The 19,007-nt window shown below is 47.4% G+C and carries 20 protein-coding genes; 4 read left to right on the forward strand and 16 right to left on the reverse strand.

The window, feature by feature from the left end; all coding sequences use genetic code 11:
• Positions 1–4: 4 nt before the first annotated feature.
• The 13 genes from MHN31_RS02660 to murJ form a co-directional block, all read right to left on the reverse strand.
• Positions 5–427 (reverse strand): type IV pilin protein, encoded by a 423-nt coding sequence (locus MHN31_RS02660; protein WP_194866940.1) that lies wholly within the window; start codon positions 425–427, stop codon positions 5–7.
• The gene (locus tag MHN31_RS02665; RefSeq protein WP_239443387.1) at positions 414–3,578 is read right to left on the reverse strand and encodes a PilC/PilY family type IV pilus protein; all 3,165 of its coding nucleotides are present in this window, start codon (positions 3,576–3,578) and stop codon (positions 414–416) included. Before MHN31_RS02665 ends, MHN31_RS02660 begins: the two co-directional genes overlap by 14 nt.
• Positions 3,578–4,072, reverse strand: coding sequence for a pilus assembly protein PilX (locus MHN31_RS02670; RefSeq protein ID WP_125560040.1), 495 nt, complete (start codon positions 4,070–4,072; stop codon positions 3,578–3,580). Before MHN31_RS02670 ends, MHN31_RS02665 begins: the two co-directional genes overlap by 1 nt.
• The gene (locus MHN31_RS02675) at positions 4,066–5,043 is read right to left on the reverse strand and encodes a PilW family protein (protein ID WP_171045028.1); all 978 of its coding nucleotides are present in this window, start codon (positions 5,041–5,043) and stop codon (positions 4,066–4,068) included. Before MHN31_RS02675 ends, MHN31_RS02670 begins: the two co-directional genes overlap by 7 nt.
• A 1-nt stretch (position 5,044) precedes the next feature.
• Entirely contained in the window at positions 5,045–5,611 is a 567-nt protein-coding gene (pilV, locus tag MHN31_RS02680; protein ID WP_125560036.1) for a type IV pilus modification protein PilV, read from the reverse strand.
• Between the two features lie 95 nt (positions 5,612–5,706).
• Positions 5,707–6,381, reverse strand: a complete 675-nt coding sequence (locus tag MHN31_RS02685) for a LytTR family DNA-binding domain-containing protein (RefSeq protein WP_125560034.1) — start codon at positions 6,379–6,381, stop codon at positions 5,707–5,709.
• Complete coding sequence (locus MHN31_RS02690) at positions 6,359–7,402, reverse strand: histidine kinase (protein WP_138537613.1); 1,044 nt, start codon at positions 7,400–7,402, stop codon at positions 6,359–6,361. Before MHN31_RS02690 ends, MHN31_RS02685 begins: the two co-directional genes overlap by 23 nt.
• 12 nt (positions 7,403–7,414) lie before the next feature.
• Positions 7,415–8,344, reverse strand: coding sequence for a 4-hydroxy-3-methylbut-2-enyl diphosphate reductase (ispH, locus tag MHN31_RS02695; RefSeq protein WP_125560029.1), 930 nt, complete (start codon positions 8,342–8,344; stop codon positions 7,415–7,417).
• On the reverse strand, positions 8,344–8,784 hold the full coding sequence (gene fkpB, locus MHN31_RS02700; RefSeq protein ID WP_010382474.1) for an FKBP-type peptidyl-prolyl cis-trans isomerase: 441 nt from the start codon (positions 8,782–8,784) through the stop codon (positions 8,344–8,346). The genes ispH and fkpB overlap by 1 nt, the downstream gene beginning before the upstream one ends.
• Positions 8,781–9,287 carry a signal peptidase II gene (gene lspA / locus MHN31_RS02705; protein ID WP_125560027.1) on the reverse strand — a complete coding sequence of 169 codons (507 nt, stop codon included), beginning with the start codon at positions 9,285–9,287 and terminating at the stop codon, positions 8,781–8,783. Before lspA ends, fkpB begins: the two co-directional genes overlap by 4 nt.
• Positions 9,288–9,301: 14 nt before the next feature.
• Complete coding sequence (gene ileS / locus MHN31_RS02710; RefSeq protein WP_138537614.1) at positions 9,302–12,130, reverse strand: isoleucine--tRNA ligase; 2,829 nt, start codon at positions 12,128–12,130, stop codon at positions 9,302–9,304.
• Positions 12,131–12,161: 31 nt separating this feature from the next.
• Positions 12,162–13,082, reverse strand: coding sequence for a bifunctional riboflavin kinase/FAD synthetase (gene ribF / locus MHN31_RS02715; protein WP_125560023.1), 921 nt, complete (start codon positions 13,080–13,082; stop codon positions 12,162–12,164).
• A gap of 76 nt (positions 13,083–13,158) precedes the next feature.
• Positions 13,159–14,745, reverse strand: coding sequence for a murein biosynthesis integral membrane protein MurJ (gene murJ / locus MHN31_RS02720; protein ID WP_323744714.1), 1,587 nt, complete (start codon positions 14,743–14,745; stop codon positions 13,159–13,161).
• A 456-nt stretch (positions 14,746–15,201) separates the two neighbouring features.
• Between murJ and rpsT the strand changes: the two genes are divergently transcribed.
• On the forward strand, positions 15,202–15,462 hold the full coding sequence (rpsT, locus tag MHN31_RS02725) for a 30S ribosomal protein S20 (RefSeq protein ID WP_010382487.1): 261 nt from the start codon (positions 15,202–15,204) through the stop codon (positions 15,460–15,462).
• A gap of 161 nt (positions 15,463–15,623) precedes the next feature.
• Here the strand turns inward: rpsT and MHN31_RS02730 are convergent, their stop codons facing one another.
• Positions 15,624–16,007: a response regulator gene (locus MHN31_RS02730; RefSeq protein WP_049864014.1), complete on the reverse strand. Its 384-nt coding sequence runs from the start codon at positions 16,005–16,007 to the stop codon at positions 15,624–15,626.
• An 89-nt stretch (positions 16,008–16,096) separates the two neighbouring features.
• Between MHN31_RS02730 and MHN31_RS02735 the strand changes: the two genes are divergently transcribed.
• The 3 genes from MHN31_RS02735 to smrA all read left to right on the forward strand — a co-directional run bounded on the left by MHN31_RS02735 (position 16,097) and on the right by smrA (position 17,614).
• On the forward strand, positions 16,097–16,564 hold the full coding sequence (locus tag MHN31_RS02735; RefSeq protein ID WP_239443388.1) for a hypothetical protein: 468 nt from the start codon (positions 16,097–16,099) through the stop codon (positions 16,562–16,564).
• Positions 16,565–16,666: 102 nt separating this feature from the next.
• Entirely contained in the window at positions 16,667–16,906 is a 240-nt protein-coding gene (locus MHN31_RS02740; protein WP_010382493.1) for a hypothetical protein, read from the forward strand.
• 126 nt (positions 16,907–17,032) lie between these two features.
• Positions 17,033–17,614, forward strand: coding sequence for a DNA endonuclease SmrA (gene smrA, locus MHN31_RS02745; protein WP_125560019.1), 582 nt, complete (start codon positions 17,033–17,035; stop codon positions 17,612–17,614).
• 25 nt (positions 17,615–17,639) lie between these two features.
• Here smrA and MHN31_RS02750 read toward each other — a convergent pair whose 3' ends face one another.
• Both MHN31_RS02750 and MHN31_RS02755 read right to left on the reverse strand, forming a co-directional pair.
• Positions 17,640–17,795 carry a hypothetical protein gene (locus MHN31_RS02750; RefSeq protein WP_164517523.1) on the reverse strand — a complete coding sequence of 52 codons (156 nt, stop codon included), beginning with the start codon at positions 17,793–17,795 and terminating at the stop codon, positions 17,640–17,642.
• Between the two features lie 163 nt (positions 17,796–17,958).
• Entirely contained in the window at positions 17,959–18,879 is a 921-nt protein-coding gene (locus MHN31_RS02755) for a glyoxylate/hydroxypyruvate reductase A (protein WP_194866870.1), read from the reverse strand.
• Positions 18,880–19,007 lie beyond the last annotated feature (128 nt).

A 19,007-nucleotide genomic window follows, 5' to 3' on the forward strand; every position in this document is an offset into this window, starting at 1 on the left:
GGGTCTAACGACCCCAACACCGATCGGCAGTGAACGTGCCTGTGCTGCCACGGACATTAAGATTATTTATCGTGAGTGTTGTGCATTCAGGGTCATTTGCAAGCGGCCCTCCGGTTGCAGACGCCCTGATCACAAAAGTGTTAAGGTCATTGCCCAGTACAATTTCCAGCGAAAAGTAATCGTTTTCAGTTGTTGTGGGTAATCCCAGTGCAGCCAGAGAACTGGCATACTCGCGATTATCGACAAAATACTGCTCTTGCTTATTGGCAGCGTCGAGCAAAGTTGCCGCAGCCTCCGCCCTGGCCGCTCGCCTTACATACTCTGAATAACTGGGGTATGCGATACTGGCCAGGATCCCCAAAATAGCGATGGTGATCATCATCTCAACCAGGGTAAACCCCAGCACAGTGCGACTAGTTCTTTTCATCATGCTCTTCTTTTTTGTATATGTACAATAACCGCGTTTGCATTTTGATTTCTACTTCATTCTCTGCTTGTACGCCCCCGGTAGAGCCATCTGCTTTTTCGTATGGCGCTGCAGCAGATGGCTCTTTTAATGTCACTTTACCATCGACCACGTCCGAACCAGAACCGCCGCCAGAACCGCCACCAGAGCCACCTCCAGAGCCTCCATCAACAACAACGACTGGGCTGATCAACTGAGCTTTAATCGTGGTACTGCCGTCTTCATTGGCATGTTCACTGTAATGTACTCTGGGTGTATCCGGCACTTCAGCGGTGGTTTGATAGCTGCGCTGATCTAGCATCTGCATGCCATAGTTTAAATGCAAAACATACAATCTACCTTTACCCGCGGTAATCGAACATTCATTCACCTCAACACTGGCCGGTGTAAAAGTCGTGTAATAGGCCACGCCTGCAACGACCGTGGCAGCTGCCATAGACTTTTCTCCGTCGCCCAGTTTCAACTTCCACCCCTTGGCGGAGCCAAGTTCAACCTCTTTTTCGACAAAGCGATCAAAATCGTTTAGACGAGAATAAAATGGATCACTCGTCACATTCAGTAAGTCTGAGGACCGAATTACAGCCGGTGCCGTTTCATTATCAAAGGAGCGGGTTTTAGTATTTTCATCCCGAACCATATACAGAAAATCCTGCACTGAAGTTGACGTAGGCTTAGCCCGGTTACCACTGCCAATTAACAGGCCCTCGTAAGGAATATCCCGGCGTATGGTGATAGTCTGCCCGTTCACTGTTTCGGTTGATACCTTAGAAAAATAGGTACGCGCCACAACGGGACGATAGAAAAAGCGTCGTTTGTTGTTATCAGTGCCACCGCTCAGATTGGCCAACTGAAAATGCGTCCAAGGGTTATCTCTGTCGTTTGGGTTGGTACCAGGCAGGTCAAATCGCCACACACCGCCTCCGGTATCCGTGGCATAAATACGATCCGTATACCCGTCATAGTCAGAGTCAACCGTGCTCAGATCAGAAGCAATACTGTGTTTGCCCTTAAAGCCATTCTCTGCTGTTAAACTCCAAAACGGCTTTCCGGTTTCAATGTCAACAATGTAAATGCCGCGGCCTATACTGTCATTTGAAAACAAAGCATTGTCTTTATTGGTGTCATAACCGGCACCAAATATCATGACTGGCATATCAGGTTTAGCTTTGATGAAAGTGATCTGAGGCTTAGACCAGCTTTGTGCCAATTGTGCATAGGGTGCCACACCACCGCGGATAGGGCCGCCCCATAGCAGTCGGGGGCTGTCCGGGGAGGTAATATCAAACCCATAATATTCGTTACCCCCACGACGTAAGCCTACTATCAGCCAAACACGCTCACCGCTACCGACCTTGCCATTATCGTCTTTATCCCAAAAATAAACGGTAATGGGGCCATCGACCCCATAGAGCTTAGTGTCGTCCTGTCTGTCCATTTGCGGTTTGAGAACATCCAGCAAAGACCCAGGCACAAAAGCCCAGCTTTCATTCACTGTCTCCCCGTTGTCCTTAAACATGTGTAAAAAGCCAGCATTGGTTCCCACAATCACGCGCAGGTCGCCATTGCCATAATCTATGGTTACCGGCCTGGAATGCAGCGGATCGCCAAAAATGGTTTCGCGTCTATCCTGTCTCGAGTTATTGCTATTTTCATCATTAACATCAATACCTCTGGCCCAGCTAATCACATTAGGCACAACACCTGCATTGTCCACGGAAAATAAGGTACTGAGTTTCGACAAATCCCCGCCCGCAGCAATTAATGCAGTAGCATAGTCAAACGACATTAAGGTGCCTTTGCCATAATCTGAGTAGATTTTGCGGGTTGTCTGTCTGGAGAGCTGATAATTAACACCGCCCTCGCCGACCTTAGCGCCGTCTTTGGAGCCAGGCTGAGACCAGTAAGTCGTCACATTGTCAGCGATGGTGCCCTCTTCATTGATAGCATGACTACTGCTGCCCATGCCATGTATCACCGAACCTTTTACTTTGAGCTTTTTCAGGTTGCCGCGCCAACGGGTATGGGTTTCCGGGTAAAACATGGTGTAATAGATTGAATCACCACTGCGGCTCAGATCTGAACTGCTGGTCGACACCGAAGGTGACGAAAAACTATCGCTTTTTTCACGAATATTAGTGATGGTAGACTTTAATGCCTCTGACAACTGAGACGCTGTATTTGCATGTTTATACTCGCCCCCACCATCCAAAGCGGTTTGCTTCAATAAGGTGATACCCGCATCCGACATACCGGTACCAAATCCGATGGTATAGGTACGGGCAAAATCTTGTTCCTGAGGTGTGTTAGGGTAAAGATCGACCTGAGTTTCAGGCGTGCCTCTCATCACCTTAGCCAGTGAATTCAGATAGTTATTAGATACTCTGCTCGGCGCAGAGCCAAATGTGGACACATATTTATTGTAGATATCTGTGTTACGCGCCGAGTCACTCGTGGGGTCACCATCCGTCATCAGGATAATATTAGTGGAGGTATCACAGCGTTTAGGGGCAAGCGGGTCCGGCTTAAACGGCGAAATATACACCCCATTGCTTTCAATGCTGCGATCCCGATCACTCTTGTTCTGGCCATATAAAACTTTTTTGCCTGTCAAATAGAGGTATGCTTCCCATAAAGTCTCTGAAAGCGGTGTATTACCACTGGCGGGCAAACTGGCTATTTTACTATTCAAAGCAGCCTGACTAGCCCCTAGCCCATTCAGAACATACCCACCTGAGCTGGAATAGAGCCGCATCAGACCAATATCAAAGTCGTCGTTTTCTTCCACTAGCTTGGTAATGGCATCCTGTGCAACCTTTAAACGGCTATCACCACAGTTTGATTCCCGATACCAACCATTACGTACCTTATAACAACGTTTGCTGGTTTGTGATGAATCAAAGCAGTTGATACTGCGAAACCGACCCCTACGATACTCGTAGCATCGCTGGCCATCTTTAACATCCCACGCCATACTGCCCGAAGTATCAAAGATCACCAGTACCCGGGATTTTTCTGAATTCGAAATATCGTGCTTTACAAATAACTCTATGTCTTCTGCCTGTGTGCTGAATACCAGTAAACCACTCAGGACCAGTATGATTCTATACCACATTATTGATTCCCCAGGTTACCAATGACTTCCTGCGCAACGCCAATCACCACAGTCACCTGATGTCGAGATTGATCGCCATACTGAACACTGCTTTCCACTTCGGTAATGACACAGCTGAGGCCCTCGGTAAAATTAAAAACACGTGGACATTCTAGTAATAACTGACCACTGTTGAGGTTTGCCTGCATACTCTCTAGTTCAAGCTCTTCGTCTATGTGGATGCTTCTTCGCACCATTTGACCGTCGTCGTTTGTGAACTCACCATTACGTGACTGAAACACGCTTTCATTTACACGTGCTTTCTCCTGAGAGATGATCCGCTGCACTTCGCCCATCAGTAAGGCCTCCGCGGCTTCTCGTTCCTGAGCTGCGTTTGTCACTTTAATATCTATGGTACTGCTGCTCATTAGTGTCACGGCAACGCTCATTACTGCCACAATCAGTACCATAGAAACGATCAACACCATGCCGCGCTGTTTGTGTGCCATTACCATGTCGAGATCCCCATGTTGTACAGCTGGATGGTGGTCGAAAACACCGTACGCCGATAGTTATCATTAAAGGTCAGAGTACGCCTGTCCGGATCGTTACCAAGCGTATAGGTTTGACTTTTTAACTCCAGACCCGCATCGGCTTCCAATACCCGAACCAGTGCAATGATTTGCACTGTTAATATCCCACCTGAGCGTTCCCAATCACCGGCCGTCATATCCTGAGTACTGCGATACGTATCTACACGACTATCACCATTGGTATCTAACCCAAACAGATAGCGAATATCTTCAACCCCCTCTATCACGGCCTCAGTCGTCATGCCACCACCCACAGTTAAACGCCGGCGCATTAAAATTGGAGTGGTAATGGTTTGGCTATTAATCCGAATAGGTTGCTCTTCGATATAATAAGCATGGTGACTGTATGGCCACAAAGTCGAGTTATTAGTCGGCCGCCCGCCATAGCTATTCCCTGCCACAAATGTGCCCTGTTCCTGTTGGGCGATAAAGTAGTAACGATTACTTTCTACGTCGTTATCGTCTGTAATTTGTCGCCCTTCAAGAAACTTAAGTTGCAATACTTCGGTGTTGTTTTTGGCACCTGAGATGCAACTCAAAGCGGCACCACTGGTCTTTTCGGCGTAAATAGAACGAAAGTTGGTTTGCACCGCATTCGGGAAACTACCATTATTCAGACCACCAAAGCAGTCATTGCTTGGATTTGCTGGGCTCACTGAATTGGCTGTCGTCAGGCCCTTGTCATAAAATGTGCCCCAGAACCCTACCTGCTCCAAGTCACGTCGCAGTAAAGTCAGGGTTAAGCGCCCGACTTCCTGAAGTTCGCCGATGGCCATGGTATCTCGGGTGGTGACTTTCATGCTAACATAAGCAGTGATGACGCCGCCGAGCAAAAGCGCACCAATAAACATGGAGATCAGTAACTCGACTAGGGTGAAACCGGACCGTATCATCTCAATCCCTCACCAAAATATAGCTATTAATGCTCACTACTCGGCGATAATCATTATTTTCACCACAATTGATGGCCTGATTAGTCGCATTCATTTCAAATGCCTGGCGGCCAGCCCAAGCCACACTCACAGTTACATTGAACCCTCGGCCCTGAGAACCCGCAACTACCGCGGTGGTGATGCACACTGTTGTGTCATCGAGCGAGCCGGTATTTTCTTTAGCCTGGATTGCCATGATCCATTGCTCCAGATCCATTGCTGCAATTTCAGCATTCGAACATATACTGCTGAAACAGCGATTATTACCGTTCACGGTTGCTGTGCTACTAAACACTTGTTGGTACTGATTACCAAGATTGAGGGTATCGTTACTGCGGATGCGCTGCATAATATCACCAGCCAGGGCGACTGCTGCAGCGCGTTGCATCGAATCAAAACTGGCTTGCTTCGCTTTCGCTTGCAGTGCCACAGCCCCAAGCAGACCAAAGCTCAGCACCATAAACGCGATAAGCGATTCTAAAAGAGTAAAGCCGCGATTTGTGTTAATACACACAGTGTTTGCCATCATTTTTCAAAGTCAGTTTGCTCCACTACATAGTATAATGAATCACTTCGTCATGAACCTGATCGTGGGCTCAACGGTCAATCAGTCGGGTTTAATGGTCAGAATAGCGATTTAAAGTTGGCGGCAGCACGTCGGCTCACAGTAATGGGCTCAGCAAAGCCATCCAGCCTGACTCTGTGACCACCATCAACAGATTCCAGGCTCAGCACAGCCTGTTTTTTTACCAGGGTGTTTCTGTGCACCTGCACAAAATGCCGCGGATAAGTGGCCAACAGCTTCTTTAAAGGAATATCGATGAGCGCTTCACCGTCCTTGAAATAAATGTGTGTGTAGCGCTCGTCACTCCTGGCAACTAAAATATCAGATACGGCGACCCAACGCGTGTCATGACCAACCTGGTATTGCAAGCGCTGCATTTGTTCACCGTAAATATGTTCCAGTAAAGCAGCCAAACGCTCTTTGTCTATAGGCTTAACCAAATAGCCCTCAGCCAGCAAATCAAATGCCTGCAAAGCGTGTTCGGCAAAGGCTGTCACAAAAACGATTTTACAGTCTGGCATTTGCTGTCTGAGTACACCAGCAACCTCGAGCCCATCAATACCAGGCATCGCGATATCCAGAAACACCAATTCTGGCGCGGTGCGTTCGCATAACTCTATTGCCTGCGTGCCATCTGCGGCCTCCGCCACGCAATCAAAATGTTCAAACTCCGACATCAAGCGCCGTAACCGCCGTCTGGCGATCGGCTCATCATCCAAAATCAGATAATTCATAAGCTCCGGTGTCTGGTAAAAGGATGGTTGCTACGAATTTATCATTATCTTGTGCAATCCTCAAACTAGCCCGACGTTGATAATACAGCGAAAGCCGTTTATCTATGTTTTTAGTTGCAATCCCATTGCCATTGGAATGATGGGTAGAATGAGGCAATGGATTGGTGACACGTAATGAAAACGTATCGCGAACCTGCTCAATTTGGATAGTAATAACGCCACCCTCAACGCGTTTCTCAATGCCGTGCAACACAGCATTTTCGACCAGTGGCTGGAGCGTCAATGTCGGGATCGGCACAGCCAATAAAGCATCGTCAATTATCCACTGTACCTGCAGCCTTTGCTCAAAGCGAAAGCGCTCCAGGCTGAGATAGTCTTTCGTTAGAGCCACTTCATCCGCAATGGTGTGCCACTTTTTTTCTGCCAGTGATACGCGCATCAGGCGTGCCAACAATAATGCTGCTTTTTCTGCGTCCTCAGCATTCTCGTGCGTCAACTCTGCAAGGGTGTTTAGAGTATTGTGCAAAAAGTGCGGCCTGATCCTGGCATGTAACGCGTCAATTTCTGCTCGAGCGGCCAATTCAAGTGCATTCACATTATCAATATAGATAGACATAAAATACAACAGGATTACCACCACAAAGCAGCAAATTGCGCTATGGCTAAACACCGGTCCCCAGTCTACAGCAACGTGAGAAGTTAAAGGGGTAAACTGGATCCCAATACTCAGCCCTATACAGACACTGATGAAAACCACAAAGACGATGCTCAGCTCAAGCACCCCATTGTGCTGTGGTTTAGACACATTTAAAACACTAATAAGTGAAATGATGGCCAAAGACAATAAGGCATTACTGTGGGTGAATAAACTCACCAAGCCCAGGGTCAGCCAGAAATCATCATAATCGGCGAGTGTATAAATAAAAGAAAGGGACTGCGAGGCGATCAGCATAGCCAACACACCTCGCTCAGATACCATGGCTTTTAACAGTCCCAGGCCAATCGCCTCTGACTTATCCATGGTCTGGGAATATTACCTAAGCTCTACAGGAACAGCGAAAACCACGTTTTCTTCCTGCCCAGGGTTTTCCACGACGGTTTGTCCACCCAGCGCTTTAAGGCGAGCAATCACTTGCTGTACCAACACTTCAGGTGCAGATGCGCCAGCGGTAACACCAACTTTGCCAACTCCTTCAAACCAACTTGCTTCCAGACACTGATCGTCGTCAATCAAAAAGGCCCGGGTGCCCATTTTGTCTGCCAGCTCACGTAATCGATTGGAGTTGGAGCTGTTCTTCGCGCCGACCACAAGTAGCAAGTCGACCTTGTTAGCCAAATCTCTCACTGCATCCTGACGATTTTGTGTGGCATAGCAAATATCATCTTTGCGGGGACCATGGATCTGTGGAAATTTCTCACGCAGTGCTTCAATCACATCTGAGGTATCATCCACTGACAAGGTCGTCTGACTGCAGTAAAACAGGTTACTGGGATCTTTCACCTCAAGCGTTGCAACGTCTTCTGGAGTTTCAACCAGGTAAATCCCGCCCGCCGAGTTATTGTATTGGCCCATAGTGCCTTCTACTTCCGGGTGCCCATGATGACCGATGAGGATACATTCAGTGCCTTTTCGGCTTGCACGTGTGACTTCCATATGTACTTTGGTGACCAGAGGACATGTTGCATCAAATACTTTCAGTTCACGACGTTTGGCTTCCTGTCGCACCTGCTGTGACACGCCATGCGCACTAAAGATCACAATACTGTCGTCAGGCACCTGGTCCAGCTCTTCCACAAATACCGCCCCACGAGCGCGCAATCCGTCAACCACATACTTGTTGTGTACAACTTCATGACGAACATAAATCGGTTTTTCAAAGATATCGAGTGCACGCTCAACAATACTAATAGCGCGATCAACCCCGGCACAAAAGCCACGCGGATTGGCGAGTAAGATCTCCATTAGTTTTTTACCTCTAAAATATCGACTTCAAAGGTCACCTTTTGCCCGGCCAGTGGGTGGTTAAAGTCGACTGTCACTGAATCACCGGCAACTTCACGTACCAGGCCAGGAAGCTCAGTGCCATCAGGCTGAGTAAACGCAATAATACTGCCTACTTCCGCAGGCGTATCAGCACCAAACTTACTGCGGTCAACATAATAGATATTATCCGGATTTGGCATCCCAAAGGCATCTTGTGGCTCAAGCTCGAACGATTTGCTGTCGCCCGCTTGCAGTCCTAATAAGCACTTCTCAAAGTTCTCCGTCAGGCTGCCATCGCCCATAAAGAGCTTTGCAGGCTTATCATGTACTTTCGTTGAGTCCGCTGCAGATCCGTCAGCCAGTTTTATCGAAAAATGAAATAAAACTTCAGATTGTGGGCCTATTAGCTGCTCGCTCATGCCTTTTTCTCCTGCGTATCCGCGTTGTCACCAAAAATGGCGTCAAATAACAATAAACCAGCACCGCCAACAATGGCCATATCTGCCACATTAAATGCCGGGTAATGCCAGTCTTGATAATAAAAGTGTAAAAAGTCAACCACATAGCCTAAAGTAACCCGGTCATACAGGTTACCTAAAGCACCAGACAAAACGAGCGCATATGCACTACACAATAACCAGTTATTGGCAGGTAACTTCTTCAACCAATACACGAGCAAGCCACTGATGGCCACGGCAATTGCACTCAAGAACCAACGTTGCCAACCGCCCGCCTCACTTAAAAAGCTGAACGCTGCGCCATAGTTGTGCATATAGGTAAAATTAAAAAATGGCAGCAACTCAATAGACTCATAGAGTCGCATATTTTCGACTACCAGTGCTTTCGTGCCGAAGTCTACTGCAAAAAGCAGTAGACTCAGCCACAACCACACCAGACCACTACGCTCGGTCGATTTGGTCATGTAATACTCCTAGGTTAAGCGAACTGACGCTGTTCACCAGCGCCGTCAACATTGGTCACACAACGGCCACACAACTCAGGATGCGCATCGTGCTGACCTACATCCTCACAATGGTGCCAACAACGGTCACACTTAGGTGCCTGTGTTGCCGTCACTGAGATAAACAAACCGTCAATCTCCGTTGAAACTGCGCCTTCTGGCTTAGCATTCACCACTTCCACCTGAGCTTTAGACGTTAGCAACACAAATCGCAATTCGTCTTGCAGGGTTTGCAGTTTCTCAGCCAGGTCACCCCCAGTGTAAAGTGTTACTTCCGCCTGTAAGGTCGCGCCGATGATCTCTTCTTTACGCGCACTTTCCAGCACCTTGTTCACTTCATCGCGAACGGCCAATAGCTCTTGCCAGAAATCATTACTCAGTTGACCTTCGCTCACCTGTGTCAGGCCATCGTACCAGACATCAGTAAAGACAAACTCACCACGCTCACCTGGCAATACTTCCCAGATTTCCTGAGCAGTAAAGCTCATGATAGGTGCCATCCAGCGTGTCATGGCTTCCGCAATATGATATAGCGCACTTTGACAAGAACGACGCGCATGGCTGTCACTCTTAGCGGTGTACTGACGGTCTTTAATCACGTCAAGATAGAAAGAACCGAGTTCTCCGGTACAGAAATTCATGAGTTTCTGTGTTACAACCAGCATTTGATAGTTATCGTACGCCTCTACTATCTCCTGCTGTAATTGCGCTGCACGGCTAACAATCCAGCGGTCCAGCTCAATCATATCTTCAACAGCCACCAAGTCCGTTGCAGGGTTAAAACCGCTCAGGTTCGACAGCAGGTAACGACTGGTGTTACGGATACGACGATAACGGTCTGCGGCACGCTTGAAAATCTGATCTGAAACAGTCATTTCAGCCGTGTAATCAGTTGAAGCGACCCACAGACGAAGAATATCTGCACCCAGCTTATTCATGATGTCCTGAGGTGAAATCACGTTACCCAGCGACTTTGACATTTTGTGGCCTTTCTCGTCCACAGTGAAGCCATGTGTCAGAACCTGACGGTAAGGTGCATGGCCATTGATGGCCACGGAAGTCATCATCGACGACATGAACCAACCACGGTGCTGATCCGATCCTTCCAGATAAAGATCAGCTGGACCACTCAGCTCTTCGCGCGCATCTACAACACAGGCATGAGTTACGCCTGAATCGAACCACACGTCCAGCGTATCCTGTACTTTGACATACTGTTGCGCATCAGCCTCGTTAAGCAAAGTTGCAGGCTCAAGGTCATACCAGGCTTGAATGCCTTTTTGTTCAACCAGCTTAGCGACTTCTTCAATCAAGGTCTCGGTGTGCGGGTGCAGTGCACCTGTATCTTTGTCAACAAACAAAGCGATTGGTACACCCCAAGTACGCTGACGAGAGATACACCAGTCCGGGCGTCCTTCAACCATGTTTGCAATACGGTTTTCACCCCACTCAGGGATCCACTGAGTTTTGCTAATTTCTGCCATAGAATCCTGGCGCAAGTTCGCCTGATCCATGCTAACGAACCATTGTGGTGTCGCACGGAAGATAATCGGCGTTTTGTGACGCCAGCAGTGTGGGTAACTGTGAGTCATAGCATGATGATGAACCAAAGCACCTTTTTCTTTTAAATGCTCAATAATGGCATCATTTGCTTTAAACACATGCTGACCGGCGAACACTGGCGTATCTGGTAGGAATACACCATTTGCCCCCACCGGATTTGCCACTTCCAGATCATAAGCCTGACCTGCTGCAAAATCCTCTGGGCCATGGCCAGGTGCGGTGTGAACAATACCAGTACCTGAATCAGTTGTTACGTGTTCACCCAGGATGACTGGTACGTCAAAGTCATAGAAAGGATGCGCTACACGCAGGTTTTCAAGCACCGCGCCTTTGGCATAGCCCAGCACGTGATAACGATTAAACCCAAACCGGTCCATCGCATCTTTAACCAGCTCTGAGCCCAAAACCATACGTTGCTCTTGGCCTTCATCTTCGATTTGTACCAACGCGTACTCAAGTCCGCCATGAACAGCCACTGCGCGGTTGGCAGGCAGGGTCCAAGGAGTCGTTGTCCAGATCACAGTGCTGACAGCACCGCTACCCTGATGTTCGTCATCCAATGCAAACGCGCTTACTAACGCCTGTTCATCGACAAAATCGAACTTAACATCAATCGCAGGAGATTGTTTGTCCTGATACTCTACTTCCGCTTCTGCCAAAGCCGAGCCACAGTCTGTACACCAATGAACAGGCTTAGCCCCTTTGTGCAGATGACCATTTTTAATGATGCGACCTAACACACGCAGTGCATTAGCTTCGAAATCAAAGTTCATTGTCAGGTAAGGGCGATCCCAGTCACCCAAAACGCCCAGACGTTTAAAGTCTGTCTTTTGTCCGTCTACTTGTTTACGCGCGTAGTCACGACACTTTTCACGAAACTCAGCAACAGATACTTTTTTACCTGGCTTACCAACTTTTTTCTCAACTTGTAGCTCAATCGGTAGCCCGTGACAGTCCCAGCCCGGCACGTATGGTGCATCGAAGTCGGAAAGTGTCTTTGACTTAATAATAATATCTTTAAGAATTTTATTTACAGAGTGACCTAAGTGAATATTACCATTGGCGTAAGGAGGGCCATCATGCAAAATAAATGGCTTTTTGCCTTTTTTGGCATTGCGGATCTGACCATACAGGTCTTGCTCGTACCATTTTTTAAGCATTTTGGGCTCGCGTTGTGCCAAATTGCCACGCATTGGAAACTCAGTTTCCGGTAGATTTAACGTATGCTTGTAGTCGCTCATTTACTTTACTTTCCGTATCGGCTACTTAAAATTATTGAAAAAAGTGTTTTGCAGCAATGACGTCCTGAGCAATTTGCTCAGTTAACTGCTGCAATGACTCAAATTTTTGTTCATCACGGAGCTTATGAAGCAGCTCCACTTTTATGAATTGACCATAAATTTCCTGGTCAAAGTTGAAAATATGTACCTCTAGTAAGGCTCGCTTACCATTCAAGGTGGGCTTTGTACCAACGTTGGCAACACCACAGTAAACAATGTCATGCACCCTGACACGCACTGCAAACACGCCCTGAACAGGGCTAACCTGGCGTTTAAGCGCTACATTGGCGGTTTTAAACCCCAACTCACGGCCTTTTTTCCAGCCATGGATCACCCGCCCTGAAATCGCATAAGTGTGGCCTAGCATTTCATGGGCCAGTCCAACATCGCCTTCAGCCAGTGCAGCACGGATCAGAGTGCTACTGACCCGGCTATTCCTTTGTCTGAAGCTCTGCGTGTCCGTCACTTTCATGTTCAACTCACGACCCAGTCGCTGCAACATCGAAAAGTCCCCGACCCGGCCTTTGCCAAAGCGGAAGTCATCACCAACGGTCAGGGCTCTGACACCCAATTTTGCGCTTAGCACTTCACGGACAAACTCTTCGGCCTGAAAGTTAGCAAATCGCGCATTAAAACTGACACAAATCACACGTTCAATACCAATGTCCGCCAATAATGCGAGCTTATCTCTCAATCGGGTCAACCGCGCTGGCGCTTGCTGTTTGGCAAAAAACTCTTGTGGTTGTGGCTCAAACAGCATAACCGTACTTGGCAGGTTATGTACCCGAGCATCTTCCACCAGGCCTTTTAGCACTTCGGTGTGCCCCAAATGTACGCCATCAAAGTTTCCTATCGTCAACACACAGCCATAGTGGTGGGGTCGAATATTATGGATCCCTCTGATCAATTGCATACAACTAACACCTGTGATTACTAAAGCAGTATAAAAGCCCGATTATACCCAAGTTCCCGGCAAATGCGAATAATGCCTACGCAGTGCTTGCAGGAACGGCAGAACTATCCCTAATCGTACTCAGTCGAACCCCTGTAAGGTACATAACAACGAAGTAAGTCAGTATTGCGGCCATCAATTGTAGACCCAATATACCGATTTGCTCCATGAATGCTCGCCCCTGCCATGGCAACACTTTATCCAGCCACAGTAAGACACCCGACATCACGACACTTGCGAGCAGACATTTAGCAGCAAATCTCAGGGTAAAGCCTGATACTCGATATACCCCAGCCTGATTGAGGTATCGATATAGCAACGCGGCATTACAGGTGGCTGATAATGCCGTTGCCAGTGCTAAGCCGAGATAGCCAATAAAAGGCGCAAGCATCAGGTTAAACAGCATGTTGAGTGACATCGCAATGATACCGATTTTTACGGGAGTTTTCGTATCCTGGCGGGCAAAAAAACCGGGGGCCAGAACTTTAATTAACATGAAACTGACCAGACCAACCGAATAGGCCGTAACGGCGCCGCTTACAGCACCAATGTTGTCCTGCTCGCTCTCAACAAACGCGCCATGACCAAACAAAACAGAGATAATGATCGGACTGATGAGTATCAAACCGGCCATCGCAGGGATCCCCAGAAACAGTACGAATCGAACACCCCAGTCCAGTGTTTGCTGAAATTCCTGAATACTATCTTTTGCATGGAGCTTAGACAATGCAGGTAAAATCACAGTAGCAATACCAATGCCGAACAATCCAAGTGGAAACTCAATTAGCCTGTCAGCATAATACAACCAGGCGATAGACCCGGTTGCCAATGCCGCAGCAATAATAGTATCAAGCAGTAGATTGATCTGACTGACAGATACCCCAAACATAGCCGGGAGCATCAGCTTACGAACTTTTACTACCTCAGGTGCATGCCAGGCAAATGTGGGCCTTGACAACATGCCGAGGCGGGCCAGAAAGGGCAGTTGAAATAAAAATTGCACCAGCCCGCCCAGAAACACACCGATGGCCAAAGCATATGCACCCTGCTCAAACTGGTCGTGGAGCAAAAGTGCACTGCCAATGATAGAGATATTCAATAACACAGGTGTGAATGCCGCCACAGAGAAGCGGTTATACACATTCAGTACTGCGCCACTCAGTGCAACCAAAGAGATAAAGAACAGATATGGAAAAGTCAGCTTTAACAAGGCACTGGCCAGCACAAACTTTTCTGCATTTTCACCGCCCTGCCACCAGTCAATAAACCAGCTTGTCCCGAACAGCCCGGCTATGACAGGTGAACCGATGACGCCAATCAAAGTCACCAGCATGAGAATGGTACCCAAGGTCCCTGCGGCTTGTGCAACAAACAGCCGAACCTTGTCATCCCCATGTTGCTCTTTTATCTCAGCGAGTACTGGCACAAATGCCTGAGCAAAAGCTCCCTCGGCAAAAAGGCGACGCATAAAGTTCGGGATGCGATTTGCAAATAAAAACACATCTGCGGCAAGCCCTGCTCCGAGCAAGTTTGCCACTACCGCGTCTCTGACCAGCCCCATCACACGGGATATCATGGTCATCGCACTCACTATCATGCCCGATTTAAATAACCCCTTCGCCACTCGATTTCCTCACAGTATTATTTGCGCGGAATTATGCCATAAGCCAGTCCAGATAAATACTCACCCACCAGTTAGACATAGCTAAGTAAACGCCACTCAGATGGGTATAGATATACATCTAACAAGTTCCCCTCAACGCGAGCCCGCCATAAAGGAACAACACAAACACTCTAGTAGAGTGGTGGGGGATTTGCTACAATGTCGGCAGTGTGCCAAGCGGTGTGCCCAGATAGGCGCTAACTTGGTATAAGATCTGAGATTGTGATTACCCCAATAGTTTCAGACTCGCTATCGTGCAACCCAACTAGCCGCTTATGGCTGCGAGGGGCTAGGGACAAGCACGATATGCAAACAAATTGATCAGCCGAGGGGAATTTTTATTGACTTTAAAGAATAAAAAGGGCATATTCCTCGGCCTTTAAACTAAGCTTATTTTAAGATTGTTAGGAGCATACCTTGGCTAACATCAAGTCTGCAAAAAAACGCGCTATCACTAGCGAAAAACGTCGTCAGCACAACGCAAGCCGTCGTTCAATGATGCGTACTTACTTCAAAAAAGTAATCGCTGCAATTGAAGCTGGTGACAAAGAAGCTGCACAGCAAGCTTTCGCTGTTGCTACACCTATCCTGGACCGTTACGCAACTAAAGGTCTTATCCACAAAAACAAAGCTGCTCGTCACAAGAGCCGCCTAGCTGCTAAAATCAAAGCACTATAATTGTGGATTTGGATATGAAAAAGCCGACGTAAGTCGGTTTTTTTATGCCTGAGAGTTAGCCCTGAAGTGGGCAAAAACACATAGCAGTCGCCGGACTGCCAAAACTACCCACGGTGGTATCACAGGGTGAATAATACACGCCACCCTGATTTCAACATAAGTTAGGCTAACTCGAGTTTGGGATAGAACTTTTTCAACATTGCGGCTATTTTCTTGGGTGAAAATGGTTTAACCACAAACCCCTTGGCTCCCCGTTCAATCGCATCCTTAACGTTATCAACCGTTGAGTGTGCCGACACCATAACCACATTAATATCCGGGTTAATTTCAGCCAGCTCAGCGATCAGCTCTTTGCCATCTCCATCAGGAAGTTCGATATCCAAAAACACGATATCGAAGTGCTGCTCTTCGCATGCAGCAATACACTGTTTCGCCGTTGACGCTTCTTTTACGTTATCGATGCCCAAGTGCATCAGAGTCTGATGCAAGAAACTGCGAACAGTGCCTACGTCATCAACAATTAATATAGAGATTTGTTGTTCCATATCCTTTCCCGTGGGCTAGTCAATTGAAATGCGCTATTATTAGCATAGAACTATTATAGAGTCCTGCAAACAAAAGGCTATAGCAAAGCATGGCACAAAGACCAAAAAAACAGGCATTGCTCAATCAGGTAGATGCCAGGTCCAAGAACAAACGACCGACACAAAAAAAACGCTTATCACCTCAACAACAAAGAGCATTACAACAACAGCAACTTCAACAACAAGCACAACTTGCCGCTGCACAACAAGAAGAAGCCAAACCAAACAAAACTCGCTGGATTATCGCCGCCGTGGTCTTGCTCCTCATTATTGTTTTCCCCAAGCCTAAACTTATCACCTATGAAAAGCTCGGACTGGTCGCGCAAAGTGTCTATTGGCCCGGTTTACCAGGGATAGACCCTATTTTGTTTGACTCGAACCTGCACATCCGGCCGGCCTTAGAACGAAACACGCTTTACTTGTGCCAGGATGAGCGCGACCCGGATTCTTGTCAGAAATACCAAATCATCGAACAGCAAGGTTTTATCTCTGCCGTAATGAGGCTAATTTTTGATTAGAAAAACTAATCCGAAAAATATAAAAATACTCGTTTGAAGAGACTGAGGTTGGGGCGCATAATGGCGCCCCTTTATTGAACAACCTGGAGTACTTTGACGATCATGCCGAACGAATTTGACTGGCTACTTAATTTATTACTGCTAGTGCTAGGATTTGGTGCCTTTTTTATTAACCATAAAACCTTGCTGCGTGGCGCGGCATTGGCGACCTGTAGCATCCTGTTTATTTTGTTCAGCCTCGATCTGATGAACACGTCGGTGATCTCAAACCTGGGTTTGATTCTGATTAATTCATTTTATCTGTTTAAGCTCTTTACCCACGAGCAGTATAATACGCCTTAGTGTAGGCAGTCCTGCCGCATCATTTTGACGGCAGGACGTAAACTGAGCAACGAGGCTTAAAGATATTTTCTAATTTCTGAGCCTGCGCTACAATCTGGCCACACCCATTGGTTTTGGAGACGCAGTATGGCCATGACAGATGAAGAACTTTTTCTCGCCTCAATGGGGGACGTCGTCCCCTTAGCACAAGACAAAAAAGCGGAGCTCAGGCGTCAACAAAACGAGCCTACACTGGCGCAGCTAGCACGTCGGGAAGCCGCTGAGCAGGAACAAGACTTCGATCCTAATTTTCTCTCCACTGAGTATGTAGACTTGCTTGATCCCCATGACCTGCTTAGTTACAAAAAAGATGGGGTGCAACAAGGTGTATTCAAAAATCTCAGGTTGGGTAAGTATCAAATTGACGCAACTCTGGATCTACACGGCAAACCTTTTCGTGAAGCCAGGAAGTCGCTCTTTGATTTCATCATCGACTGCCACCAACGCAGCATTCGAGTTCTGTTGATACGACACGGGATTGGTCTGAAAAGTAAACCCTTTCCGGCCATTCTGAAAAGCTATTGTAATAAATGGCTACAGGAAATGCCGCAAATACTCGCCTTTCATTCTGCGCTGAGTTGCCATGGGGGAAATGGTGCGACTTATGTGCTCCTGAAAAAGAGCGAAGAGAAAAAAGTAGAGAACCGAGAAAAGCATGCAAAACGATGATAGCAGCCAGCACTGCCATCTTTTGCTAGCTTTCAGAAGTCGTGATTACTGTTTCTTCATTATTCTGGTGGGTCGCCTGAGGGGAATCAGCATTGGCCTGATTAAACCACGCCATGACACCCAATATAATAACTGTGAATAAAACAACGGAGAGCTTAACGCCACCTTGATTACCATTCATGAAAAGCGACTCTTTATTATTATTTTTTCATAACTTACTGAATGTAATCAGATGTCACAAGATGTTTTTTTATACAGTATTTTGTATCACGTCAATCCAGCACTCAATGACCCGGAAAATGAAGCGCGTCATGCTCCGGGTTACACAATAATTGATATGTAGATCAATAACCCAGACTAATATCCACACAATGTGATAAAGGCCTGCCCAGTTGCATCGCTTGCATGTTAGAAACTATCTGGGCCATGGCCGTTTTCAGACTGGTCAACGCGGCCACATGAGGTGTCATTGTGATTTTCGAATGATGCCAAAACGCATGTTCTGGTTCGACCGGCTCTGATGCAAAAACATCCAGCGTAGCCGCTGCAATTTGCTCAGTATCCAGCGCATGGAGCAGATCGGTTTCATTGAGGTGCGCGCCTCTGGCAACGTTAATCAGTACGCCATGCGTTGGCATCGCCTCAAACAGCGTTTTATTTAAAATACCGTGTGTTTGCGCCGTCAGAGGCAGCAAGCAGATAAGGTAATCACACTGAGAGGCAAATCGAGTCAGCTGCGCCTGCCCGCAAAACGTAGTAATACCCGGTATCTTTTTTTCACTCCGTGACCAGCCCAGTACCTCAAAGCCATTTTGGCTCAGCTTAGTAGCGGCCACTTGACCAAGCTGTCCAAGTCCCAGTATACCCACACGACTCCCGCTACAGGCACGCTTAGGACGCCAGAGTTGGTGGTGTTGTTGTTGATAATATTGTCTCAATCGCAGCTTGTGAGCAAGCACATGTCCCAGCACATATTCTGCCATATCGTCCGCAAGCGCAGGGTCTACTATTCGACACACCTGAACCCCTGATGGCAATGCAGCTAGCGGTATTCCATCTACACCCGCGCCAAATGACTGCACCACTTTTAAATTAGGCAGCTTTTGCCATAAAGACTCAGGCGCATTCCAGGCCAACACAAATTCAATCTCAGCCAAATCTCCCGATTGTGGCCACTCTCTGATATCAGTATCTGGCAGACTTTCTCGTAACCCTGCTAACAATTTACTGTTGTCTCTGCCCGTTACACAGACTAATAATGCCATGTGCTCCCCCTTGTTCTATTTTTGCCTTGCGCCACTGTATCAAAATTCTTGCCTACACGTGTACTTACGCGACGGCCATCAAACTGACATACAGTTGCAACTTGTTTGTCACAGAGAGTTTTTAATCT

The sequence above is a fragment of the Pseudoalteromonas sp. McH1-42 genome (assembly GCF_022347845.1).
In the GTDB taxonomy this organism is placed as follows: Bacteria; Pseudomonadota; Gammaproteobacteria; order Enterobacterales; family Alteromonadaceae; genus Pseudoalteromonas; species Pseudoalteromonas rubra_D.